The following is a 24,020-nucleotide window of genomic DNA, read 5'->3' as shown; positions in this document are numbered from 1 at the left end:
CGGTCTCATCGTCAAGCGGTTTGATCTACGGCCGGTCACGCCTTCGACGGGACATCCTCCGCAGGCTTGGCGTCGACACCAGCTTCCTTGCGCTGCTGGAGCGTGATCGGCGCCGGGGCCGCGGTGAGCGGATCGAAGCCACCGCCGGACTTGGGGAACGCGATGACGTCGCGGATCGACTCCGTGCCGGCGAGCAGCGCCACGATGCGGTCCCAGCCGAATGCCAGGCCGCCGTGCGGCGGGGCGCCGTACTTGAACGCCTCCAGCAGGAACCCGAACTTCTCCTGCGCCTCGTCCTCGTCCAGCCCCATGATCGCGAAGACGCGCTTCTGGACGTCCTCACGATGGATACGGATCGACCCGCCACCGATCTCGTTGCCGTTGCACACGATGTCGTAGGCCCACGCGAGCGCGTTGCCGGGGTCGGCGTCGAAGCCGTCGACGTCCTGCGGCGATGTGAAGGCGTGGTGGACGGCGGTCCACGCGCCGCTGCCGACGGCGACGTCACCCGCGGCCGTTGCGTCGTCGGCCGGCTCGAAGAGCGGGGCGTCGACAACCCAGAGGAAGCTCCAGGCCGCCTCGTCGATCAGGCCGCAGCGGCGGCCGATCTCCAGGCGCGCCGCGCCGAGAAGCGCACGGCTGCTCTTGACCGCGCCGGCCGCGAAGAAGATGCAGTCGCCGGGCTGGGCGCCCACGTGGGCGGCGAGGCCGGCCTTCTCCGCGTCGGTGAGGTTCTTGGCGACCGGACCTCCGAGCTCACCGTCGTCCTGGACCAGCACGTAGGCCAGTCCCTTGGCACCACGCTGCTTGGCCCACTCCTGCCAGGCGTCGAGCTGCTTGCGCGGCTGGCTCGCGCCACCGGGCATGACGACGGCACCCACGTACGGCGCCTGGAAGACGCGGAAGGTGGTCTCGGCGAAGTACTCGGTGCACTCGACGAGCTCCTGCGCCATCCGCAGGTCCGGCTTGTCGGAGCCGTAGCGCGCCATCGACTCGGCGTAGGTCATCCGCGGTAGCGGGACCGGCACCTCGTAGCCAACCAGGGACCACAGTGCGACCAGGATCTCCTCGGCGATCGCGATGACGTCGTCCTGCTCGACGAAGCTCATCTCGAGGTCGAGCTGGGTGAACTCGGGCTGCCGGTCGGCGCGGAAGTCCTCGTCGCGGTAGCACCGGGCGATCTGGAAGTAGCGCTCCATGCCGGAGACCATCAACAGCTGCTTGAACAGCTGCGGGCTCTGCGGCAGGGCGTACCAGCTCCCCGGCTGGAGCCGAGCAGGCACCAGGAAGTCCCGGGCGCCCTCGGGCGTGGATCGCGTCAGCGTAGGCGTCTCGATCTCGACGAAGTCGTGTCGGTCCAGGACGTCGCGCGCGGCCTTGTTGACCTGACTGCGCAGTCGGATCGCCTGATTGGGGCCGCTGCGCCGCAGGTCGAGGTAGCGGTGCCGCAGGCGCGCCTCCTCCCCCACCTCGACGTGGTCGTCGATCGGGAACGGCAGCGGCGCGGACGCGCTGAGCACCTCCAGCTCGGTGGTGATCACCTCGATCTCACCGGTCGGCAGGTTCGGGTTCGCGTTCCCCTCGGGTCGCAGGCCGACCTCGCCGGTGACCTTGATGCAGTACTCGCTGCGCAGGGCGCTGGCGACATCCTCGTCGCGGACGACGACCTGGACGACGCCGCTGGCCTCGCGAAGGTCGAGGAAGGCCACGCCGCCGTGATCGCGCCGCTTGGCCACCCACCCGGCAAGGGTCACGGTCTGGCCGACGTGCTCGGCGCGCAGGGCGCCGGCGTCATGGGTGCGGATCACTTCTACTCCTCGGTGTGCGAATCTCGGTGGTGCTGATCGGTGGACGAACGGCGCGTCGGGTGTGGGCTCGGAGGGACCGACTGCTCAGGGGGCCGCGCTGACGACGCGCGGCCGCAGATCGGCAGAAGGTGGATCCCAAGTGTGCGGATCCGCCTCGATCTGCTCACCACTTCGGATGTCCTTGACCTGGTGGCCGGTGCCGGCATCGGCGGGGAACCAGACGAACGGGATACCGCGACGGTCGGCGTGCCGGATCTGCTTGCCGAACTTGGCAGCGGTCGGCGCGACCTCGCACGGGATGCCACGGGTGCGCAGCGCCGACGCGACGGCGTCGCTGGCGGCCCGGTCGCTCTCCTCCGACACTGCCACCAGCACGGCGCTCGGCACCGATCGATCGGCGGTCAGACCGGTGCGGGCGAGCAGCGGCAGGATCACCCGGCTGAGACCGAGCGAGATCCCGACACCGGGGTAGGTGGTGCGGCCGTCGCTGGCGAGCGCGTCATAGCGGCCACCCGAGCAGATCGAACCGAGCGACTCGTACCCGTGCAGCCGGGTCTCGAACACCGTGCCCGTGTAGTAGTCGAGCCCGCGCGCGATCGAGAGGTCCGCGACGACCTGCACGCGCTCGGAGACGAGGTCGGCGCACGCCGTCACCAGCTGGGCCAACTCTGCGAGCCCCTCGTCGAGCAGCGGGTCGCTCACACCGAGCGCGCGGACGGCGTCCACGAAGGAGTCGTCCTCGGCCCGGATCGTCGCCAGGGCCAGCACCCGATCGGCGACCTCCTCGTCGACTGCGGCGTCGGTGACCAACAGCTCACGCACCCGGGAGGGTTCGAGCTTGTCGAGCTTGTCGACCAGGCGCATGACCTCGTCGATGCCGGCCGCGTCGATGCCCAGACCGGCGTAGAAGCCCTGGATGAGCTTGCGGTTGTTCACCTGCAGCCGGAAGCCGGGCAAGCCGATCGACGTCGGGTCGGCGAGCCGGGTCAGCGCATCGACCATCACCCGTGCGACTTCGACGTCGTGGTGGAACGGCAGGACGTCGCGCCCCACGATGTCGATGTCGGCCTGGGTGAACTCTCGGTAGCGACCCTCCTGAGGACGTTCGCCGCGCCAGACCTTCTGGATCTGGAACCGGCGGAACGGGAAGTCGAGCTTGCCGGCGTTCTCCAGCACGTACCGCGCGAACGGCACCGTCAGGTCGAAGTGCAGGCCGATGCCCGCGTGGCCCGACTCCGACTCCTCGTGGAGCCGGCGCAGCAGATAGACCTCCTTGGAGGTGTCGCCCTTGCGGAGCAGCTGGTCGATCGGCTCGACGGCGCGCGTCTCGATCCCGCCGAACCCGTGGAGCTCGAACGTCGCGCGCAGGGTGTCGATCGCCAGCTGCTCGACGGCGCGCTGGGCAGGCAGCAGCTCGGGGAACCCGCTCAGGGGCTTGGGGGCCGCCACGTCACAGTCCCCGGGTCACGCGACCGGCGTCGCCGTGGTCGAGGAGGTCGAGCAGGTAGGGGTTGGTCGCGCGCTCGCGGCCGATCGAGGTCTGCTCGCCGTGGCCGGGCAGCACCACGATGTCGTCGGCCAGCGGCAGCACCTTGTCGGTCAGCGAGCGCAGCATCGTCGCGTGGTCGCCGCCGGGGAGGTCGGTGCGCCCGATCGAGCCGGCGAACAGGAGGTCGCCGGAGAACATGACCTCGCTGATCTCGTCCTGCAGCCGCGTCCCGGCGGCGTCGGTGTAGGGCGAGCGGAACGTCACAGAACCCTCGGTGTGGCCAGGCGTGTGGTCGACGACGAAGCGGAGGCCGGCGAGCTCGAGCATCTGCGCGTCGCCCAGTTCGCGTACGTCGTCGGGCTCGGCCCAGGCGTAGTTGCCGCCGAGCAGCATCGAGGTCGTCTCGCGCGACATGCCCTGCATCGGGTCGGCGAGCAGGTGCCGGTCGGCCGGGTGGATCCACGCCGTCGCGTCGTAGGTGCCGGCGACCGGCGCCACGCACCACATGTGGTCGACGTGGCCGTGGGTCACCAGGACGGCCACCGGCTTGAGCCGGTGCTCACGAACGACCTCCGCGACGCCGTCGGCGGCGTCCTTGCCGGGGTCGATGACGACGCACTCGGCGCCCGGCCCCGTGGCCGCGACGTAGCAATTGGTACCCCACGGACCCGCGGGGAAGCCGGCGATGAACACCGTGGAAGCCTAGTTGGTGACGGCGGGTCGACTCGACCGGGTTGATGGGCCGATACGGCGAGCCGTGCTCACTGTTGAGAACCGGACCGGGTGACACCACTAGAGTGAGTGAGCACATCGAGCGCCCTGGTCGTCGGATGGCCGGTGCACACGACTGAGTAAGGAACCGCAGTGACGAGCAGCGAATGGGGCCGCGTCGCCGACGACGGCACCGTCTATGTCCGGACGACCGACGGCGAGCGGGCCGTGGGTTCCTACCCCGCAGGAACGCCTGAGGAGGCACTGCACTTCTTCACCGAGCGGTTCGCGGCCCTGCAGTTCGAGGTGACCCTGCTCGAGCAGCGGGTCAACGGCTCGAAGCTCTCCCCCGAGGAGGCCGCCGAGTCGGTGAAGTCGGTCCGCGCTCAGGTGGCGGAGGCGAACGCCGTCGGCGACCTCGCCTCGCTCGCAGGGCGTCTGGACGCCCTCGGCCCGGTGATCGCCGTCCAGCGTGAGGCGCGCAAGGCGGAGAAGGCCCAGCGCTCGGCGGAGGCCAAGCAGGCCAAGGAGAAGCTCGTGGCCGACGCCGAGGCGATCGCCTCGGGCTCCGACTGGCGTCACGGCGCTCAGCGCCTCCGCGATCTGCTCGACGCGTGGAAGGCGATCCCCCGGATCGAGCGGGCCGCCGACGACGCGCTCTGGAAGCGCTTCTCGGGTGCTCGCACGACCTACACCCGCCGCCGCAAGACGCACTTCGCCGAGCAGGACGAGAAGCGCGCCGGCGCCCAGGTGGTCAAGGAGCGCCTGGTCAAGGAGGCCGAGGCTCTCGCCAGCTCCACCGACTGGGGCCCGACCGCGGGCCGCTACCGCGATCTGATGCGTGACTGGAAGGCCGCCGGGCCCGCACCGAAGGACGTCGACGACGCACTCTGGAAGAGGTTCCGGGGCGCGCAGGACGCCTTCTTCGGTGCGCGTGACGCCGAGAACGCTGCCCTGGACGCCGAGTTCGCCGCGAATGCCGAGGTCAAGGACGCCCTGCTCGTCGAGGCCGAGGCGTTGCTGCCGATCACCGACCTCGATGCCACCAAGCGCGCCTTCCGCGACCTGGCCGACCGTTGGGAGGCGGCCGGCAAGGTGCCGCGCGACCGGATGCGTGACCTGGAGGGCCGCATGCGCGCCGTCGAGCAGGCGATCCGCGCCGCCGAGGACGACGCGTGGAAGCGCAGCGACCCGGAGAAGTCGGCTCGTGCCGACGACATGGTCTCCAAGCTGGAGGCGGCGATCGCGAAGGTGGAGGCCGATCTCGTCAAGGCGCGTGCGGCGGGCGATGCGAAGAAGACCGCCGAGCTCGAGGAGAACCTGGCCTCACGCCACTCCTTCCTCGAGATGGCGAAGCTGGCCTCGCAGGACTTCAACGGCTGAGTCCGAGCGCAGCCCGGGTGAGGCACGAACCCGGGCTGGGCGCGAGGAGGTTGAGGAGCGGGACGCGACTGCCCTTCGAGACGCCTCGTCCCTCGGCTCCTCAGGAACCGGAACGAAGTCGCGAACCGCGTCTCGAAACCCGGTGAGGGTCGCGACAGGCTCGACCATCGGCGGTGAGGGTCTCGACAGGCTCGACCACCGGCGGTGAAGGTCGAACAGGCTCGACCACCGGCGGTGAGGGTCTCGACAAGATCGACCACCGGGGGCGATCACCGCAACCGTTCGTCTCACCGGTTTCGAGACGCTCGCTGCGCTCGCTCCTCAACCACCGGAGGGCCGCTCGCTCCACGGCCAGCGGGCGAGCGCCTACTGCGTGACGCGGTAGGCGTCGAAGACGCCCGGCACCGACCGCACCGCACGCAGCACGTTGTCGAGGTGCTTGGCCTCGGCCATCTCGAAGGTGAACCTGGTCTTGGCCACCCGATCACGGGTCGTGGAGAGATTCGCACTGAGGATGTTCACGTGGGCGTCGGAGAGCACCATCGTGATGTCGGAGAGCAGCCGAGCACGATCGAGCGCCTCGACCTGGATGTTGACCAGGAACATCGACGAGCCGGTCGGTGCCCACTCGACGTCGAGCACCTTCTCGGGCTGCTCCTGGAGGTTCTCGGCGTTCGTGCAGTCCTTGCGGTGCACCGAGACGCCGCCGCCCTTGGTCACGAACCCGAGGATGTCGTCGGGGGGTACGGGGGTGCAGCACTTGGCGAGCTTGATCCACACGTCCGGTGAACCCTTCACCACCACGCCGGAGTCACCGCCCGTCGTCGCACGCGAGCGGTTGCGTCGTCCGGTGATGGTGACGGCCTCGGCCAGATCCTCCTGGGCGCCCTCGTTGCCGCCGTGCACGTCGACGACCCGGCGGACGACCGCCTGAGCGCTGAGATTGCCCTCACCGACCGCGGCGTAGAGCGCGGTGACGTCAGCCAGGTTGAAGTGCGCCGCAGCCAGACTCAACGAATCGTGGGAGAGCAGGCGTTTCAGCGGCAGGCCCTCCTTGCGCATCATCTTCGCGATCTGGTCCTTGCCCGCGTCGATGGCCTCCTCGCGGCGCTCCTTGGTGAACCACTGGCGGATCTTGGAGCGCGCCCGGGGAGACTTGACGAAGGAGAGCCAGTCGCGTGACGGCCCCGCGTTGGCGGACTTGGAGGTGAACACGTCGATGACGTCGCCGTTCTCCAGCGTCGACTCCAACGGCACCAGGCGCCCGTTGACCCGTGCCCCGATCGTGTGGTGTCCGACCTCGGTATGCACGGCATAGGCGAAGTCGACCGGGGTGGAGCCGGCCGGGAGGGCGATGACGTCGCCGCGCGGGGTGAAGACGTAGGTCTCCGCGCGGTTGATCTCGAACCGCAGCGACTCGAGGAACTCGCCGGGGTCGTCGACCTCGCTCTGCCAGTCCAGCAACTGGCGTACCCACGACATGTCATCCATGTCGCTGCGTCGCTCGGTGTCACGGCCCTCGCGGCCGTCCTCCTTGTACTTCCAGTGCGCGGCGACGCCGTACTCGGCGCGGCGGTGCATGGCGAACGTGCGGATCTGCATCTCCACGGCCTTGCCCTGAGGCCCGATCACCGTGGTGTGCAGCGACTGGTACATGTTGAACTTCGGCAGCGCGACGTAGTCCTTGAAGCGCCCCAGCACCGGGTTCCATCGCGAGTGGAGCACGCCGAGCACCGAGTAGCAGTCGCGGTCCTCGTCCACTAGGATCCGGATACCGACGAGATCGTAGATGTCGGAGAACTCCCGACCGCCCACGATCATCTTCTGGTAGATCGAGTAGTAGTGCTTGGGGCGGCCCGTGACGGTCGCCTTGACCTTCGCCTCGCGCAGGTCCTGCTCGACCTGGCTGATCACCTCGGCGAGGAACTGATCGCGAGACGGCGCTCGCTCGGCCACCATACGCACGATCTCGTCGTAGATCTTGGGGTGGAGCGTCGCGAACGCGAGATCCTCCAGCTCCCACTTGATGGTGTTCATACCGAGGCGGTGCGCCAGCGGCGCGTAGATGTCGAGCGTCTCTCGCGCGGTCCGCTCCTGGCTGGCGCGCGGGACGTAGCGCAAGGTACGCATGTTGTGCAGTCGGTCGGCGAGCTTGATCACCAGCACCCGGATGTCGCGCGACATCGCGACGATCATCTTGCGGATCGTCTCGGCCTGTGCCGAGTCGCCGTACTGCACCTTGTCGAGCTTGGTCACGCCGTCGACGAGCTGGGCCACCTCGTCACCGAAGTCGGCACGGCACTGCTCGAGCGTGTATGGGGTGTCCTCGACCGTGTCGTGGAGAAGCGCGGCGACCAGCGTCGGCTCGGTCATCCCGATGCCGGCGAGGATCGTGGTGACCGCGAGCGGGTGGGTGATGTAGGGGTCGCCGCTCTTGCGGGTCTGCGTGCCGTGGAGTCGTTCTGCCGTGGTGTACGCGCGTTCGAGAAGGGCCAGGTCGGCCTTGGGGTGATTGGTCCGCACGGCACGGAAGAGCGGCTCGAGCACCGGGTTCGCGCTCTGACTGCGCGTGCCCATGCGCGCGAGGCGCGCTCGCATGCCACGCCCCGACATCCCCGCACCCTCGGCGCCGCGCACGACCTCTGACCGGCCCTCCGAGTCAGAGGGCCTCAGCTGGCCTGGCTGCGAGGCTTCTGCACGAGGTGGCGACGTACCGGTGACGGGGTCCGTGGCAGTGCGTTCCTCCGTCATGGGCTCACTCTAGTGGCACGTCCGGGAAGTTCTGATGCGCTCCGCGCACCCCCGGCACGCACCCCGCGGCGTTGCCGACGCGTGCAAGACAACCCGGTATAGCCGCGCGCCGGCGCCTTGCGCTGCACCCACCGGGAGCACGCCCACCGCTTCACAACTTCTCGGACGCACCACGAGTAGCCGACCGCGCGGATCAGACGACGTCGAGTGCGACGACCGGTAGGTCGGCGACCTGGGCGCGACCGGGCAGGAAGCTCAGCTCGAGCAGCACCGCGACGCCGGCGACGACACCTCCGCACCGCTCGACCAGCTCGCGTGTCGCAGCGACCGTGCCACCGGTGGCGAGCACGTCGTCGACGAGCAGGACCCGTTGCCCCGGGGCGATGGCGTCGCGGTGGACCTCCAACGTCGCCGCGCCGTACTCCAGGTCGTAGGAGACAGCATGGGTCTCACGCGGAAGCTTGCCCGCCTTGCGCACCGGCACGAACCCGACACCGAGGTGCAGGGCGATCGGGGCGGCGAGGATGAACCCGCGTGCCTCCATCCCCACCACGACGTCGACCTCCCCCGCGGACTCCACGCCCGCGACGGCGAGCGACTCGACGACCTCGGCGAACCCTGCGGGATCGCCGAGGAGCGGTGTGATGTCCTTGAAGATGATCCCCGGCTCGGGATAGTCCACGACATCGACCAGCAGCCGTCGCAGGGTGGCCCGAACGTCGGGTTCGACCGTCGGGGTGCCACCACCCGCCGTGCTCACCTGCTGCTCGCGCTCAGCAGCATCCCGACTACTTCTTGCCGCGCTTGGACCGCGTCTGGCGGCTCGGCTGCTGACGGCCGGCGCTGTTGCTCATGCCGATCGGGCCACGCGCCTCCGGCACCGTCCGGCCACGACCCGTCGCCTCGTCGCGTCGGCCCGGTGCCACGAAGGATCCGCCGCCTCTGCGCGGGGAGTCCTCGTCCTCACCGTCGGCGAATCCGTCCGGGTCGTCGACGTCGGCCTCCACGGCCATGTCGTCGGTGAAGACGGGGACCGCCGCGTAGCGATCGGCCTGGGCACGCTCGCGCGCCTTGGCCCGGCGCTCCGCGAGCTTGACCTCGTCCTCGCCCGCCTTCATGTGCACGAGCACACGCGGCGCGAGGAACACCGAGGAGTAGACGCCCACGGCCATACCGACGAACTGGGAGAGCGCAAGGTCCTGCAACGAGCTCGCACCGAGCTGTACGGCGCTGACCCACAGGATCGCGCCGATCGGGATCAGCGCGACGATGCCGGTGTTGATCGAGCGGACCAGCGTCTGGTTGACGGCCAGGTTCGAGGCCTGCGCGTACGTCTGGCGGTTCGTACGCATCGCCGCGGTGTTCTCACGCACCTTGTCGAACACCACGACGGTGTCGTAGAGGGAGAAGCCGAGGATCGCGAGCAGGCCGGTGACCGCCGAGGGCGTGACCTGGAACCCGGAGAGCGCATAGACGCCCATCGTGATGACGACGTCGTGGAAGAGCGCGACGAAGGCCGCGATCGACATCTTCCATTCGCGGAAGTAGAAGCCGATGAAGATCAGCACCAGGACGAGGAAGACGGCGACACCGATCACCGCGCGCTTGGCCACCTCCTCACCCCAGCTAGCGCCGATCTCGCTCTGTGCGATGTCGTCACGAGGGACATCGACCACGGTCAGGATCGCGTCGGTGATCTGGTCGGCCTCTTCGCTCGTCATCTCCTCGACCTGCAGGAGCAGCGAACCGCCGGCGGTGGTCACGGTCGGAGACTCCGCCTCTGCGACCCCCGCGTTGGCCACGGCCTCACGCAACTGGTCGGCGGTCTCCTGGTTGTTCTGAGCCGCGGACACCGGGACGCGGTACTGCGTACCGCCGGTGAACTCGATACCGAAGTTCAGCCCCTTGATGAAGATCGCACCGAAGGAGAGCACCACGAGCACCGTGCTGATCGCGTACCAGAGGCCGCGCTTGCTGACGAAGTCGAACGAGCGACGGCCGTTGTAGAGCTCGTTGCCGATCCGGGAGAACTTGCCCATCAGGCCTTACCTCCGACGGTGCTCGCGACCGGGCCGTCGATGCCGAGCGTGCTCGGACTCAGACCCGACAGTCGATGACCGCTGTTGAAGAACTTGAACCGTGCCAGCCACGAGACCATCGGCTTGGTGAACCAGAAGAGGATCGCGAGGTCGACGATCGTGGTCAGGCCGAGTGCGAAACCGAAGCCCTTCACGGCCCCGGTGGCGAAGATGTAGAGCACCGCCGCCGAGAGCAACGAGACGACCTGCGCCGCGAGTCGGGTGACCTTGGCGCGCTTCCAGCCCGTCTCCACCGCGACGCGCATCGACTTGCCCTCGCGCATCTCGTCGCGGATACGTTCGAAGAAGATGATGAAGGAGTCGGCGGTGACACCGATGGCGATGATGAGGCCCGCGATACCCGGCAGCGTCAGGGTGAACCCGGCGGTCTCGCTGAGCAGCAGGACCAACGCATAGTTCACCGCTCCTGCTGCCAGGAGGGAGGCGACGACGACGGTGCCGAGGCCCCGGTAGTAGAGCAGGCAGTAGATCAGCACGAGCACGAGGCCGAAACCACCCGCCGTCAGACCGGCCGTGAGCTGGTCACCGGCGAGCGAGGGGCCGATCGTCTCGGTGGAGGGCTCGTCGAACGAGATCGGCAGTGCGCCGAACTTCAGGCTGGTCGCCAGGCTCTTGGCCGAGGACTCGCTGAAGTTGCCCGTGATCTGGGCGTTGCCGTCGGGGATGCGACTGGTGAACGTCGGCGCGGAGATGACCGAGCCGTCGAGCACGATCGCGAACTGCTCTTCGTTGGCGACCAGATCGGTCGACGCCTGGGCGAACACCTTGCGACCCTCGCCGCCGATGTTCAGCGTGACGACGTAGGAGACCTCGTTCTGCGGGATGCCGTAGTCGGCACTGTCGAGGTCGGTTCCGGCGATGATCGACTTGGAGAGCAGGTACTTCAGCGAGGGAACCGCCGGGTTACGGCCCTGTGCCGCTTCGGGGGGCGAGCACGCGACGAGAGCCTTGAGCGGATTGTCGGCGAGTGTGGCCGGGGTGCCGTCGGCCGCGTTCAGCAGCGTGCCGTCCTCACCGCAGGTGTAGGAGTTGTAGAGCTCGACGTCGGCCTGGGTGAAGCCGCCACGAACCCAGGCGAGTTCCTTCGCCAGCGGCGCGACAGCGCTCTCGTCGACGGTGTCGCCCTGGGGCGCGTCGGTCGCGGAGTCGGTGGGAGTGGCGTCCGGGGTGCCGGTACCGCCACTCGGGGTGGGCGACGGTGTTCCGGACGGCCCGTCGCTCGGCGCGGCGTAGGACGGTGCCACGCGGTTGTTGGTGCCGTTGTCGGCTCCATCGCTCGCGCCGTTGCCCTGTCCACTGCCCTGCCCATCGCCCTGCCCGGCGGGCGACGTGGCGTCCGGCTGGGGCGTGATGACGGCGTCGTCGGTGCCCGGGATCTCCAGCTGACCGTCCGGGCTTGGCGCCGCTCCGCTGCCAGGGGTACACGGCTGGCCGCTGCCCTCAGAGCAGGCGACGAGGCGGAACCGGAGCTGAGCCTGCCGCTCGACGGTCTCGACCAGGTCGCGGCGGGTACGACCAGGGATCTCCACGACGATGATGTCGCCGCCCTGGGTCATCACCTCGGCCTCGGTCACGCCCGAGCCGTTGACGCGCTGATCGATGATCGACCGCGCCTCGGCGAGGCTGTCCCCGCTCGGGTTGCCCTTCGCGACGAGCGTGATCCGCGTGCCGCCCTGGAGATCGAGCCCGAGCTCGGGCTTCCAGGAGCCGGCCAGGGCCACGAGGCCGTAGAGGATTCCGGTGCCGACCAAGAAGGCGATCAGGATGCGCCCGGGTCGGTACTGCTTGCGGGCCATCTCAGGCGTCTCCCCGCTCGTCGGTGGATGTGGGCTCGCCGATGGGCCGCTCGACATCGTCGGCGGTCTCGAACTCGGAGTCGTTTTCGGAATCGTTGCTGGGCACGACGCTGCCGATCGCAGCGCGAGCCACGGTCACGGTGGTTCCCGGACCGAGCTCGATGTCGACGCGGTCGTCGGCCAGGACCCTGACGATGCCGAAGAAACCACTGGTCAGGACGACCTGGTCACCCACGGCGATCGCCGACTGCATCTGCAGCTGCGCCTTCTGGCGCTTCGAGGCCGGGCGGATGATGAGGAACCAGAACAGGAGTGCGATCGCCACCAGGGGCAGGAACTCCACGACAAGACCTTTCGGGCGACGACATGCGAGCAGGACGGAACGAACCCGCGCTCGGGTCGACCGACGGGCCAGTGTAGCCACGGGGGTGTGCCGCACCACGAATCCCGCTGCCCGTGGGCGCGGGAGCCACGTCAGTCGAACAGAGGAGGCTCAGCGGCGCCGGACGGCGGAGCGGCGAGGCCGAGGTGCCGCCACGCGGCAGGGGTCGCGACCCGGCCACGAGGAGTACGGGACAGGAAGCCGATGCGCACGAGGAAGGGCTCGGCGACCTCCTCGACCGTCTCACGTTCCTCCCCCACCGCGACAGCGAGTGTCGACAGACCGACCGGACCGCCGCCGAACCGGTGGCAGAGCACCTCGACGACCGCACGGTCGAGCCTGTCCAGCCCGAGCTCGTCGACCTCGTAGAGCTCCAAGGTGCGGATCGCGACGTCGTGGTCCACCACGCCGTCGGCGCGGACCTGGGCGAAGTCCCGCACCCGACGCAGCAGCCGGTTGGCGATGCGCGGGGTCCCGCGGGAGCGGGAGGCGATCTCGGCTGCGCCGTCGTCGGTGATGCTCACTCCGAGCAACTGAGCCGAGCGCTTGATGATGGAGTCGAGCTCAGCGGGCTCGTAGAAGTCCAGGTGCCCGGTGAAGCCGAACCGGTCGCGGAGCGGGCTGGGCAGCAACCCGGCGCGGGTCGTGGCTCCGACGAGCGTGAACGGCGGCAGCTCGAGCGGGATCGCGGTCGCCCCAGGGCCCTTGCCGATGACGACGTCGACCCGGAAGTCCTCCATCGCGAGGTAGAGCATCTCCTCGGCCGGCCGCGACATGCGGTGGATCTCGTCGACGAACAGGACGTCGCCCTCGTTGAGCCCACTCAGGATCGCCGCGAGATCGCCCGCGTGGGTGATCGCAGGCCCACTCGTGAGCCGTAGGGGGGTGGCCATCTCTGCGGCGATGATCATCGCGAGCGTGGTCTTGCCCAACCCCGGGGGGCCGGAGAGCAGCACGTGATCGGGAGCGCGGCCGCGACCGCGGGCCGCCTCCAGCACAAGGCCGAGCTGCTCGCGGACGCGGACCTGGCCAACCACCTCGTCGAGGGTGCGCGGTCGCAAAGCCGCCTCGACGGCGCGTTCGTCGCCGTCCGCCTCGGCGACGGTGAGCGATCGCAGATGCTGCGACTCGGCGAGTTCCAGATCGTCCTCGTGCATGGTGAGGGCCTCTTATCCCTTGCTCAACGACTGCAGGGCCGCACGCAGCAGCAGGGCCACATTCGCCTCGTCACCGGCCTGCGGGGCCACGGTCTCGATGGCACGCTCGGCATCCTTGACCGACCAGCCCAGGCCGACCAGCCCTTGATGGACCTGATCGCGCCACGACGCCGCGGCCGGGACTGCCGGGCCGCCGACGGAGGCCGTGCCCAGTGCGGGGCCGATCCGGTCCTTCAGTTCCAAGATGATCCGCTGGGCGCCCTTCTGCCCGATGCCGGGCACTCGGGTGAGCGTCTTCACGTCGTCGGTACTGATGGCGCGGCGCACCTCATCGGGCGAGAGGACCGCGGTGATCGCCTGCGCGACCTTCGGCCCGACGCCCGAGGCGGTCTGCACCAGTTCGAACACGGCCCTCTCGTCGTCGTCGACGAAGCCGTAGAGCGTCAGGGAGTCCTCGCGCACGACCATGCTCGTCGGCAGCACGGCGTCCTGCCCGCGACGCAGCGAGGCGAGCGTCCCGGGCGAGCAGAGCACTTCCAGCCCGACGCCGCCGACGTCGACCACCGCGCTGGTGATGCCCAGCGACGCGACCTGACCCCGGACGTAGGCGATCATCGCTTCCTCCCGGCCGCGAGCACCGCGGCGTCGATCCTGGCCTGCGCGCCGCCGCGCCAGATGTGGGTGATGGCCAAGGCGAGCGCGTCAGCGGCATCCGCCGGTTTCGGGGGCGCGCTGAGTCGCAGGATGCGCGTGATCATCGCGCCGACCTGTGCCTTGTCAGCCCGGCCGTTGCCCGAGACGGCGGCCTTGACCTCGCTCGGAGTGTGGAGAGCGACCGGCAGACCACGCCGCGCGGCACACACCAACGCGATGCCGCTGGCCTGCGCCGTGCCCATGATCGTGCTGGAGTCGGATCGCGCGAAGACCCGCTCGACGGCGACCGCGTCAGGCGCGTGCTCCTCGATCCAGGCATCGACACCGCGCTCGATGCTGACCAGTCGCTCGGCCACCGGGAGGTGCGCCGAGGTGCGGATCACGTTGACGTCGATCAGGCTCAGCGGGCGCCCGACGTCGCCCTCGACGACCCCCAGACCGCACCGGGTCAGACCTGGATCGATCCCCAGCACACGCACACGGGCCCCCTCGTCATCCGAACATGTGTTCGGAGATCACCGTAGCGAGCCTCGCCGACGGCGGCCGAACGACACGCGGGCGCCGCTCCCGACGCGGCCGTGGAGATCGCGCGATCTCCTACTCGTCGAGAGCCGCCATGACCTCGTCGGAGACCTCGTGGTTGGCGAAGATGTTCTGGACGTCGTCGAGATCCTCGAGAACGTCGACGAGCTTGAAGAGCTTCGCCGCGCCGTCCTCCTCGAGCTCGACCTTGTTGTCCGGCACGAACGACGCCTCGGCGGAGTCATAGTCGATGCCCGCGGCCTGCAACGCCGAGCGCACGGCCACCAGGTCGCCCGGCTCGGAGACCACCTCGAGCGCCCCGCCGAGGTCGTTGACCTCGTCGGCGCCGGCCTCCAACGTGGCCTCCAGCACGTCGTCCTCACTGACGGAGCGAGCCTCCTGCTCCACCGGGACGACGACGACGCCCTTGCGGTGGAAGAGGAACGAGACCGAACCGGGGTCGGCCAGCGAGCCACCGTTGCGAGACATCGCCGTGCGCACCTCCATGGCCGCCCGGTTCTTGTTGTCGGTCAGGCACTCGATCAGCATCGCGACACCACCGGGGCCATAACCCTCGTACATGATCGTCTGGTAGTCGGCACCGCCGACCTCGGCACCGGAGCCGCGCTTGACCGCGCGGTCGATGTTGTCGTTGGGGACCGAGGACTTCTTCGCCTTCTGGATCGCGTCGTAGAGCGTCGGGTTGCCCGTCGGATCACCGCCACCCATCCGTGCCGCGACCTCGATGTTCTTGATCAGCTTCGCGAACATCTTGCCGCGCTTGGCGTCGATCGCGGCCTTCTTGTGCTTGGTGGTCGCCCACTTGGAGTGCCCGGACATGCGTTCCTTCCCTACGTGCGATCCGCGGAGGTTCGGCCGAGGTCTCGGCGCACCAGATCGACGAACAGATCGTGGACCCGGTGGTCGTCGCCCACCTCGGGGTGGAACGACGTCGCGATGACACGGCCCTGACGGACGGCCACGATTCTACTGGCCTCGGCACCGGCCTCGCCCGGGACCGCGGCCGCTCCGGCACCACCGGACGACGACACCCGCGCGAGGACCTCCACGTCAGGGCCGATCTCCTCCACCCAGGGGGCCCGGATGAAGACTCCGTGGACCGGCTCGGCGATGCCCCGGACGTGCACCGGACCCTCGAAGGAGTCGACCTGCCGGCCGAACGCGTTGCGCCGCACGGTGATGTCCAGGCCCCCGAAGGTCTCCTGGCCCACCACGCCGTCCTCGATGCGATCGGCGAGCAGGATCATCCCGGCGCACGTGCCGAAGACCGGCATGCCGGCGGCGATCCGCGCCCGGATCGGCTCGACGAGCTCGAAGATGCGAGCCAGCTTCGCGATCGTCGTCGACTCTCCACCGGGCAGCACGAGAGCGTCGCACCGGTCGAGCTCCTCGGGCCGGCGGACGGCGACGGCGTCGACGCCGCTGGCGCGCAGGGCGGCGAGGTGCTCGCGCACATCGCCCTGCAACGCCAGGACCCCGACCAGCGGAGGGCTCTGCGAGGAGTGAGGTGTCACGGCCCCGGATCGTACGGAACCTGCTACTGATCGATGAGCGGGGCGTCCAGCGGGATGATCCGCGCGAGCCGGTCCACGCGAGCCGCCCAGTCGTCGGCCTGCACTCCGCGGACCCCGCGCGGCCCGAAGAGCATCACCTCGGTGCCGTTGGCCTGCGGCCATCCGGGAAGCCCGTCCACCTCGGGCGACCCCGTCTTGACGAAGGCGGCCCAGTAGGCCGAGACCTGGCGCGAGAGCCGCTTGCGCTGAGGGTCGTTGACGGTGTCGAAGACGTAGACGACCTCCGAACCGTGGCTGGTCTCTGCGCCCTTGACGGCGAATCGGTAGCGGTAGGTCGGGGCTCGATCGTCGTGCAGAGCGGCCAGGGCGACCGCGGGCGCGGTGAACATCAGGTCGTCGAGCACGTGATCCTCGAACGCCGTCGGCCCGAATCGACGGTAGGCGCGCACCAGCCGATCGTGGTCGTCTCCACCCAGGCGCGCCCGCACCGCATCCGCGTCGCCGCCGGCCAGACCGAACTCCTCGTCGGAGAACTCCCCCGCCGTGGTGCCGACCAGGTAGGGCACCGGGGCCTCTGTCCCGTTGGCGAACGCGTCGACGGCTCGCACCGGGAGGACGGCGTCCACGATCGGCGCGTCGCCCGTCAGAGCGTTGAACGTGGAGGAGAGGAACTCCTCGGCCGGCATGGCCCGCAGTTGGGCCGCGTCCAGGTCGGGGAAGGCCCGACCACCCCGCTTGCGTGCCTGCTCGAGCGTCTGCGCCCGCCAGTCCCCCGGCGCCGACTGGGATATCGCCTTGTCGAAGAGCCCACGAGACAGCTCGGTCGACATGAGCGCATTCACCGACATCGCCCCGGCGGAGGCGCCGGCGATGGTGACGGCGTCCGGATCCCCGCCGAAGGACCCGATGTTCTCGTGCACCCATTCCAGGGCCGCGATCTGGTCGAGGATCCCGAAGTTGGCCACGTCGGTGTCCAGGGCCGGGTGGGCGAAGAATCCGAGGAGACCGAGTCGATAGTTGACCGTGACCACGATCAGACCGCGCGAGGCGAGAGAGCCGGCATTGCCCGCCGTGGTGGCGGCGTTGCCGAAGATGAAGCCTCCGCCGTGGAACCAGACCAGGACAGGCAGGTCGGTGCTGTCGTCGTCGGGCCGCACGACGTTGAGGAACAGGCAGTCCTCGGAGCTGTCCTGCTTGGCTGTCAGGCGCCGTTGCCCGTAGGTGTAGAGATCAGGCTGCACACAGTCGGGGCCGAAGGAGTCGGCGTTGCGCACGCCGTCCCAGCTTCCCGGGGCGGCCGGTGGCTGCCATCGTCGTGCCCCCACCGGAGGCGCCGCGAACCGGACGCCGCGCCAGGAGCGCATGCCGTCCTCCGCCACCGCGCGCAGACCGCCCTGATCGGTGCGTGCGACCCGAGGATCGCTGGTGCGTTCAGGCGAGACGACGAGAAGGACGGTCCCCACCACGAGCACGGTGAGCGCCAACGCCGCTGCTGCCGATGCGACCGCGGCCGAGCCGCGCACGCCTTTCCCTCCGAACGAGAGACCCCGCACCGTCCGCCCGAGCCGACGCCGCGGAGATTGCTGGGAACTCCCGCCGTGGCTACCAGCCACGCTCGGCGAGACGGTGCGGCTGCGGGATGTCCTCGACGTTGATGCCGACCATCGCCTCGCCGAGTCCGCGCGAGACCTTCGCGACCATCGCGGGGTCGTCGTGGAACGTCGTGGCCTTGACGATCGCTTCGGCACGCTGCGCCGGGTTGCCCGACTTGAAGATGCCCGAGCCGACGAACACGCCCTCGGCACCCAGCTGCATCATCATCGCGGCGTCCGCGGGGGTCGCGATGCCGCCCGCGGTGAACAGCACCACCGGCAGCTTGCCGGCCCGCGCGACCTCGCAGACCAGGTCGTAGGGCGCCTGCAGTTCCTTGGCGGCGACGTAGAGCTCGTCGGCCTCGAGCGCACCGAGTCGGGCGATCTCACGGCGGATGGTGCGCATGTGGGTGACGGCGTTGGAGACGTCGCCGGTGCCGGCCTCGCCCTTGGATCGGATCATCGCCGCGCCCTCGGTGATGCGACGCAGAGCCTCGCCGAGGTTCGTCGCGCCGCACACGAACGGGACGTCGAATGCCCACTTGTCGATGTGGTTGGCGTAGTCGGCCGGGGTGAGCACCTCGGACTCGTCGACGTAGTCGACTCCGAGGCTCTGCAGGATCTGCGCCTCGGCGAAGTGACCGATGCGAGCCTTGGCCATCACCGGGATCGAGACGGCAGCGATGATCCCGTCGATCATGTCGGGGTCACTCATCCGCGAGACGCCACCCTGCGCACGGATGTCGGCCGGGACCCGCTCCAGAGCCATGACGGCCACGGCGCCGGCATCCTCGGCGATCTTGGCCTGCTCGGGCGTGACGACGTCCATGATGACGCCGCCCTTGAGCATCTCTGCCATGCCGCGCTTCACGCGGGAGGTGCCGGTGGCGGTGGTGTCGCCCGGGTTCGAAGGGGTGGTGTCGACCATGGTCAGATCGTACGGTCGTCGTCGCCGCTGCCGGCATCGACCTCGGCGCGGACCTGTCGGTGCACCATCAGGACCCGCTGACCCACGGTGATGGTGTTCGCCGCTGCCAGCACCCAGAGCGTGAGATACATCAGGATCGGCAGGTCGAACAGGTCGCCCAATCCAGTCATCACCAGGATCGCGACAAGTCGGTCGGCACGTTCGGCGATACCGCCCTTGGCATTGAGGCCGAGGGACTCGGCCTTCGCGCGGGCGTAGGAGGTGACCGAGCCCATCACGATGCAGTAGAGCGAGACGCACAGATAGAGGTAGGAGTCGCCGCCCTCGGAGCCCGTGTTGGCGAAGTAGAGCGCCAGACCGCCGAAGATCGCGCCGTCGCCGATCCGATCCAGCGTCGAGTCCCAGAAGGAGCCGAACTTGCCGGTGTTGCCGGTCAGCCGCGCCATGTAGCCGTCGATGATGTCGCTGAACACGAACGCCGTGATGAACAGGACGCCGATCAGCAGCTCCCCTTGGGGGAAGAACACCAGCGCACCGGTGCACACGCCGAGCGTTCCGACGAAGGTGACCATGTTCGGCGTGACCCCGAGCTTGATGAGCAGGTGGGCCACCGGTTTCCACACGTTGGTCCAGAAACCTCGGAATCGTTCGAGCACGGCTCGGGAACCTATCCGATCGGAGCGTCGCCGACCCAACCCTCGGCCAGCAGGGCGCGGGTGTCGGTCAGGAGGGCGGGCAGGGTCTTGGTCCGGCCGATGATCGGCATGAAGTTCTGATCTCCGAGCCACCGCGGGACGACGTGCTGGTGCAGGTGGGCGGCGATACCGGCGCCGGCGACGGCGCCCTGGTTCATGCCGATGTTGACCCCGTCGACGCGTGAGACCGCGCGAAGCGTGCGCACCGCCTGCTTGGTCAGCACGGCGATCTCCGCGGCCTCCTCCTCAGTGGTCTCGGTGTAGTCCGCGATGTGGCGTAGCGGGCACACCATCAGGTGCCCCGGCGCGTAGGGGTAGAGGTTCAGCACGACGTAGGAGAGCAGTCCTCGCCGCACGACGAGGCCGCTGGCGTCGTCCTGGGCAGGGATGCGGCAGAAGGGGCACGCGGCGCTGCTGGCGTCGACCGGCTTGTTCTCGCCTCGGATGTAGGCGAGCCGATGCGGCGTCCACAGCCGCTCGAGCGCATCGCTCTCGCCGACGCCGTACTGCTCGACGACCTCACCGTGCGAGGCGGGCGCGTCGGTGTCGCTCACGCGGTGGCCCCGTCGACGAATTCAGCGGGGATGCCGAGCACGTCGACCAGCGGGCGGCTCGGGTCGACCTCGACGCCCAGACGGCGCAAGTGGCCGTCGAGGAGATTCCAGATCGAGAGGGCGAGCAACTCGGAGAGTCGTCCGGCCGGGGGCACGTGCTCGGCGCGCGCGACCCAGCGGCCGACCGTCCCGAAGACGGCGCCGACCAAGCCGTGCGCGAGGGGATCGACCAGTGCCTGCTCGTCCTCGTCCAGATCCAGCCCGAGCATGGCGATCGCCAGGTCGAGGAGGTCGACCAGGGAGCCGGCGATGCGGTGCAGCCCCATCTCCAACGCATTGCCACCGTCGACGACGGCGAAGGCATGCAGCTTCGGATGCTCGACCGTCCAGTCGACGTAGGTCGCGACGATGCGCAGGACGATCTCGTTGATCGTGCCCTCGAGGGAGACCGCAGGGGTCAACAGCTCGGTGAAGTTCTCCACGACCTGGGCGCGGATCGCCGCGTCCAGGTCGGAGCGGTCGGCGAAGTGGCGGTAGACGACGGTGCGGTTGAGACCCGCTCGCTCGGCGATCTGCTGGACGTGGAACTCCTCGCCCGGCTCGCCGGACTCGATCACCTCGATGGCGGCGCTGAGGATCTGCTGCCGCCGCTGCTGGTTGTGGTGGTCCCACCGCAGCTGACGCCCGTCCTGCGTCCTGCCCATCTCACCTCCGCCTCTCGAGCCTCCTGGCCAACGTCGTGACCGAAGCGTAACCGCGCCTGGTCTGGGCCGGTGCGCCCGCTCGAGCGACGCGTACTGCCTCGTCGACATCGACGATCTTGGCGCGCGGGCGGCCACGGGCGGCGCCACGGCGGCGCTCCTCGGCGTCGATCGCGCGCCAACCGGCGAGGTCGACCATGCCCGGCGCCCGGCCCGCGACGACCGCCGCGATCGAATCGGCGGTGCCGACCGGCTCGGCGATGCCCGAATCGAGGTCGTCGAGCAGGCTCGCGACGGTCTCCTCCGAGCACGACTTGTTGGTGCCGATGAAGCCCGACGGGCCACGCTTGATCCAGCCTGCGACGTAGACGCCCGGCTCCACTCGACCGCGATCGTTGGGCACGACACCTCGGGCCGGGTCGTAGGGCAGGTCGGCCACCGGAAGGCCGTGGTAGCCGATGGCGCGCAGCACCAGGCCGGCGTCCAGGCGCTCGACGGCACCGTCGCGCTCGATCTCGACGGCCTCGACCTGGTCGGTACCGAGGATGCCCACGACGCGGGTGTCGAAGCGGAGCACGAGACGGCGCGCACCGGGCCGCGGCGTCCGCCGGGCGGCGGCCAGATCGGCGAGCAGCTCGACCTTGCGGCCCTCCCCCTCGATCGGCTGTCCACCGGTGTCGACGACGACCTCGAGCACGCCGGCGTCCGCCAGACCGATCAGGCCGACGAGCTCGGGCAGGGTGAAGGCCGCGGCCTCGGGGCCACGCCGTCCGAGGACAACGACCTCGCGCACGGCGCTCCGGGCCAGCGCCGCCCAGGGCAGCGCGGCGATGTCGGTCCTCTCCAGGTCCGCGGGATCGCGGGCGAGGATGCGGGCGACGTCGAGGGCGACGTTGCCGTTGCCGATCACGACGGCACGTTCGTGATCGAGGGGAACGAGCAGGTCCTGCTTGTCGGGATGGCCGTTGTACCAGCCCACGACGTCGGTGGCCGACAGGGAGCCGGGCATCGACTCCCCCTCGATCCCGAGCCGACGGTCCGAGCTCGCGCCGACGGCGTAGACCACCGCGTGGTACTGGGCACGCAGGTCGGCCAGGGTGATCTCCGACCCGACGTCCACCCCGAGGAAGTAGCGGAAGCCGGGCTGCTCCTCGACGTCGCGGAAGAGCTTCTCCACGCGCTTGGTGTGCGGGTGGTCGGGAGCGACGCCGGCGCGGACGAGGCCGTACGGCGTGGGCAGCCGGTCGTAGACGTCGACGCTGATCTCGGGGTGCTTGAGCAGTTCGTCGGCGGCGTAGAGACCGGCCGGGCCCGCCCCGACGACAGCGACGCGGAACGGTCCGCTGTGCCGCACCCGGCGCTGCTTGGCCACGATCGCGAGCGGATGGCGATCACGGTGGGGGAAGCAGTCGTAGTAGTCGGCGTTGATCTGCAGGAAGGGTTGCTCGGACGGCGTGAGCAGCGTGTGCGGCTTGATCGCGTCCACCGGGCACGCGGTCGCGCAGGCTCCGCAGTCGACGCAGGAGTCCGCGTCGACGTAGAGCATCTCCGCGGTGGCGAAGCCCGGCTCCCCGGGCGCGGGGTGGATGCAGTTGACCGGGCAGGCGATGACGCAGGATGCATCGGCGCAGCACGACTGCGTGACGACGTAGGGCACGGCGCGACCTCAGTGCGCGGCGGTCGCAGGCTCGCTGCGGAACCGCGACGAACGGCCGTCGATCTTGAGCAGCCGCCACATACGCCGCGAGGCGGGGTTCATCAGACCGGTGTCGTCGGCGAGGCGGCGAACGTCTGCGAACAGGTCGCGCAACATCTTCCGCGACGCGGGCGAGTCCCAGTAGAGCTCCTTCATCACCGAGTCCGGGATACCCATGTCGCGCTGCGCCTTCTTGCTCGGCACCAGGATCTCGTCGCAGAGCCAACGCATGATCACCGGCACGAGCATCGAGAGGACGGCGCGCTCGGCGACGTTCAGCTTCGGTGCGTGGTGCTCGAGGTACTGATGGGCGAAGCCGATGTGGCGCGCCTCCTCGGCGATGTGGATCTGCATGATCCGCTGCAGCAGAGGATGCATCTCCTCGCCACTGCGCACGATCGCCTTCTGCACGTGGTCGATCGGCTCTTCCCCGGCCAGGACGCCGTAGAAGAAGCCGAACGGAACGATCCGCGCTGCGAGCGGCAGGATCGGCGCGAGACCCCGGAAGAGGCGCGAACCCCCAGCGACGTCCTGGCCGGAGCGGTTGACGAACTCCTGGAACATCTGGGTGTGGTGGCACTCCTCGGTCGCCTCGTGCGTGGAGTAGCGGAACTCCGGCGACCCGTTGGGCAGGGCGAAGCAGTAGTTCATGATGCCAGCGACGAGTACCTGCTCGAACTGGAGCCCGACCTTGGTGACGTTGGCCTGCCGGTAGAGCCCGATCCGGATCTGCTCCTCCTTCGGCAGACTCTGGTACCAGGGGTGCCGGCCGAGCACGTCGGCCTCGGGGAGAACCCACCGCTCGTCGGTGGGGTCGATCGCGAAGTCCGGGTTGTCCCAGTCGATGTCGAGGAAGGCGTCGAAGTGCTGGTTGACCGATGCCTCACTGAGGGTCCGCAGCCGTTCGTTGTAGGTCGGGTGCGTGTCGCTCGTCGCCGCGTCGTAGCGATCGGTCGGCTCGAGTGTGCTGGTCATGACGTCACCTCTCGTCGTCGGGTGGTGGATGACGTCAGATTAATGAGACACCGTGTTGCATGTAAAGGGTATCTGCGACGTTACGTCTCGGTAACTTAGCGAGCGTCGCCTTACTCAGTCGGCGAGCCGAGGCGGGAATCCGCCCGTGGCGATCGGGCCCGACCGGGTCGGCGTCACTCGGATCAAGGATTTCCCCTGATCACGCATCGCCTGGCGGTACTCGTCCCAGTCGGAGTGTTCGCCGGCGATGCAGCGGTAGTAGTCGACCAAGGGCTCGACCGCCTCGGGCATGTCGATCACCTCGGCGGTGCCGTCGACCTGCACCCAGGCGTCGTCGAACTCGTCGCTGAGCACGAGCACGCTCACCTCGGGGTCGCGACGCGCGTTCACTGCCTTCGCCCGCTCGGGGTAGGTGGAGATCACGAACCGTCCGTGCTGGTCGACTCCTCCGGTGACCGGACTCATCTGGACACCGCCGCTCGCCCGGCGGGTCAACAGCACCAGATGATGCCGGGTGGAGGCGAACGCGAGGACGGTCGCGAGGTCGGCGTGTTCCGTGGTGGCGAGCTTGCGAGGCATGGCCCCAGCCCAT

22 protein-coding genes are annotated in these 24,020 nt (G+C 69.3%); 1 reads left to right on the top strand and 21 read right to left on the bottom strand.

The window, feature by feature from the left end; translation table 11 throughout:
* Positions 1 to 35: 35 nt before the first annotated feature.
* From aspS to KSO97_RS01350, 3 genes are all read right to left on the bottom strand, one after another.
* The gene (gene aspS, locus KSO97_RS01360) at positions 36 to 1,808 is read right to left on the bottom strand and encodes an aspartate--tRNA ligase (RefSeq protein ID WP_232676013.1); all 1,773 of its coding nucleotides are present in this window, start codon (positions 1,806 to 1,808) and stop codon (positions 36 to 38) included.
* An 84-nt stretch (positions 1,809 to 1,892) separates the two neighbouring features.
* On the bottom strand, positions 1,893 to 3,257 hold the full coding sequence (gene hisS, locus KSO97_RS01355) for a histidine--tRNA ligase (RefSeq protein ID WP_232676012.1): 1,365 nt from the start codon (positions 3,255 to 3,257) through the stop codon (positions 1,893 to 1,895).
* 1 nt (position 3,258) lies between these two features.
* Positions 3,259 to 3,990 (bottom strand): MBL fold metallo-hydrolase, encoded by a 732-nt coding sequence (locus KSO97_RS01350; protein WP_232676011.1) that lies wholly within the window; start codon positions 3,988 to 3,990, stop codon positions 3,259 to 3,261.
* Positions 3,991 to 4,161: 171 nt separating this feature from the next.
* Here KSO97_RS01350 and KSO97_RS01345 point away from each other — a divergent pair, with 171 nt between their 5' ends.
* Positions 4,162 to 5,391 carry a DUF349 domain-containing protein gene (locus tag KSO97_RS01345; protein WP_232676010.1) on the top strand — a complete coding sequence of 410 codons (1,230 nt, stop codon included), beginning with the start codon at positions 4,162 to 4,164 and terminating at the stop codon, positions 5,389 to 5,391.
* A gap of 366 nt (positions 5,392 to 5,757) precedes the next feature.
* Here the strand turns inward: KSO97_RS01345 and KSO97_RS01340 are convergent, their stop codons facing one another.
* The 18 genes from KSO97_RS01340 to KSO97_RS01255 form a co-directional block, all read right to left on the bottom strand.
* Positions 5,758 to 7,989, bottom strand: a complete 2,232-nt coding sequence (locus KSO97_RS01340) for a bifunctional (p)ppGpp synthetase/guanosine-3',5'-bis(diphosphate) 3'-pyrophosphohydrolase (protein ID WP_232676009.1) — start codon at positions 7,987 to 7,989, stop codon at positions 5,758 to 5,760.
* A 346-nt stretch (positions 7,990 to 8,335) separates the two neighbouring features.
* Positions 8,336 to 8,848, bottom strand: a complete 513-nt coding sequence (locus tag KSO97_RS01335; RefSeq protein WP_269781845.1) for an adenine phosphoribosyltransferase — start codon at positions 8,846 to 8,848, stop codon at positions 8,336 to 8,338.
* Between the two features lie 82 nt (positions 8,849 to 8,930).
* Entirely contained in the window at positions 8,931 to 10,181 is a 1,251-nt protein-coding gene (gene secF / locus KSO97_RS01330) for a protein translocase subunit SecF (protein ID WP_232676006.1), read from the bottom strand.
* A complete protein-coding gene (secD, locus tag KSO97_RS01325; protein WP_232676004.1) occupies positions 10,181 to 12,037 on the bottom strand; it encodes a protein translocase subunit SecD in 1,857 nt (618 codons plus the stop codon). The genes secF and secD overlap by 1 nt, the downstream gene beginning before the upstream one ends.
* 1 nt (position 12,038) lies before the next feature.
* Complete coding sequence (yajC, locus tag KSO97_RS01320; protein ID WP_232676002.1) at positions 12,039 to 12,380, bottom strand: preprotein translocase subunit YajC; 342 nt, start codon at positions 12,378 to 12,380, stop codon at positions 12,039 to 12,041.
* Positions 12,381 to 12,511: 131 nt separating this feature from the next.
* Complete coding sequence (gene ruvB / locus KSO97_RS01315) at positions 12,512 to 13,576, bottom strand: Holliday junction branch migration DNA helicase RuvB (RefSeq protein WP_232676000.1); 1,065 nt, start codon at positions 13,574 to 13,576, stop codon at positions 12,512 to 12,514.
* A 12-nt stretch (positions 13,577 to 13,588) separates the two neighbouring features.
* Positions 13,589 to 14,191, bottom strand: a complete 603-nt coding sequence (gene ruvA, locus KSO97_RS01310) for a Holliday junction branch migration protein RuvA (protein WP_232675999.1) — start codon at positions 14,189 to 14,191, stop codon at positions 13,589 to 13,591.
* Positions 14,188 to 14,700: a crossover junction endodeoxyribonuclease RuvC gene (ruvC, locus tag KSO97_RS01305; protein WP_232676110.1), complete on the bottom strand. Its 513-nt coding sequence runs from the start codon at positions 14,698 to 14,700 to the stop codon at positions 14,188 to 14,190. Before ruvC ends, ruvA begins: the two co-directional genes overlap by 4 nt.
* Positions 14,701 to 14,827: 127 nt before the next feature.
* On the bottom strand, positions 14,828 to 15,592 hold the full coding sequence (locus KSO97_RS01300; protein ID WP_232675998.1) for a YebC/PmpR family DNA-binding transcriptional regulator: 765 nt from the start codon (positions 15,590 to 15,592) through the stop codon (positions 14,828 to 14,830).
* A gap of 11 nt (positions 15,593 to 15,603) precedes the next feature.
* Complete coding sequence (pdxT, locus tag KSO97_RS01295; protein ID WP_232675997.1) at positions 15,604 to 16,287, bottom strand: pyridoxal 5'-phosphate synthase glutaminase subunit PdxT; 684 nt, start codon at positions 16,285 to 16,287, stop codon at positions 15,604 to 15,606.
* Between the two features lie 23 nt (positions 16,288 to 16,310).
* On the bottom strand, positions 16,311 to 17,810 hold the full coding sequence (locus tag KSO97_RS01290; protein ID WP_232675996.1) for a carboxylesterase/lipase family protein: 1,500 nt from the start codon (positions 17,808 to 17,810) through the stop codon (positions 16,311 to 16,313).
* A gap of 79 nt (positions 17,811 to 17,889) precedes the next feature.
* Entirely contained in the window at positions 17,890 to 18,807 is a 918-nt protein-coding gene (gene pdxS / locus KSO97_RS01285; protein ID WP_232675995.1) for a pyridoxal 5'-phosphate synthase lyase subunit PdxS, read from the bottom strand.
* Between the two features lie 2 nt (positions 18,808 to 18,809).
* Positions 18,810 to 19,463, bottom strand: coding sequence for a phosphatidylinositol phosphate synthase (gene pgsA, locus KSO97_RS01280; protein WP_232675994.1), 654 nt, complete (start codon positions 19,461 to 19,463; stop codon positions 18,810 to 18,812).
* 11 nt (positions 19,464 to 19,474) lie between these two features.
* Positions 19,475 to 20,056, bottom strand: coding sequence for an HIT domain-containing protein (locus KSO97_RS01275; RefSeq protein WP_232675993.1), 582 nt, complete (start codon positions 20,054 to 20,056; stop codon positions 19,475 to 19,477).
* Positions 20,053 to 20,760: a TetR/AcrR family transcriptional regulator gene (locus KSO97_RS01270; protein WP_232675991.1), complete on the bottom strand. Its 708-nt coding sequence runs from the start codon at positions 20,758 to 20,760 to the stop codon at positions 20,053 to 20,055. Before KSO97_RS01270 ends, KSO97_RS01275 begins: the two co-directional genes overlap by 4 nt.
* 1 nt (position 20,761) lies before the next feature.
* A complete protein-coding gene (locus KSO97_RS01265; protein ID WP_232675990.1) occupies positions 20,762 to 22,414 on the bottom strand; it encodes an FAD-dependent oxidoreductase in 1,653 nt (550 codons plus the stop codon).
* Positions 22,415 to 22,423: 9 nt separating this feature from the next.
* Positions 22,424 to 23,428 carry a diiron oxygenase gene (locus KSO97_RS01260; protein WP_232675989.1) on the bottom strand — a complete coding sequence of 335 codons (1,005 nt, stop codon included), beginning with the start codon at positions 23,426 to 23,428 and terminating at the stop codon, positions 22,424 to 22,426.
* A gap of 114 nt (positions 23,429 to 23,542) precedes the next feature.
* Positions 23,543 to 24,007 (bottom strand): PPOX class F420-dependent oxidoreductase, encoded by a 465-nt coding sequence (locus KSO97_RS01255; protein WP_232675988.1) that lies wholly within the window; start codon positions 24,005 to 24,007, stop codon positions 23,543 to 23,545.
* Between the last annotated feature and the right edge of the window lie 13 nt (positions 24,008 to 24,020).

This window comes from Nocardioides sp. R-C-SC26, from assembly GCF_021246465.1.
In the GTDB taxonomy this organism is placed as follows: domain Bacteria; phylum Actinomycetota; class Actinomycetes; order Propionibacteriales; family Nocardioidaceae; genus Nocardioides.
The sequence above is the reverse complement of the archived record's forward strand: the minus strand, read 5'-3'. Positions and strand labels throughout refer to the sequence as shown.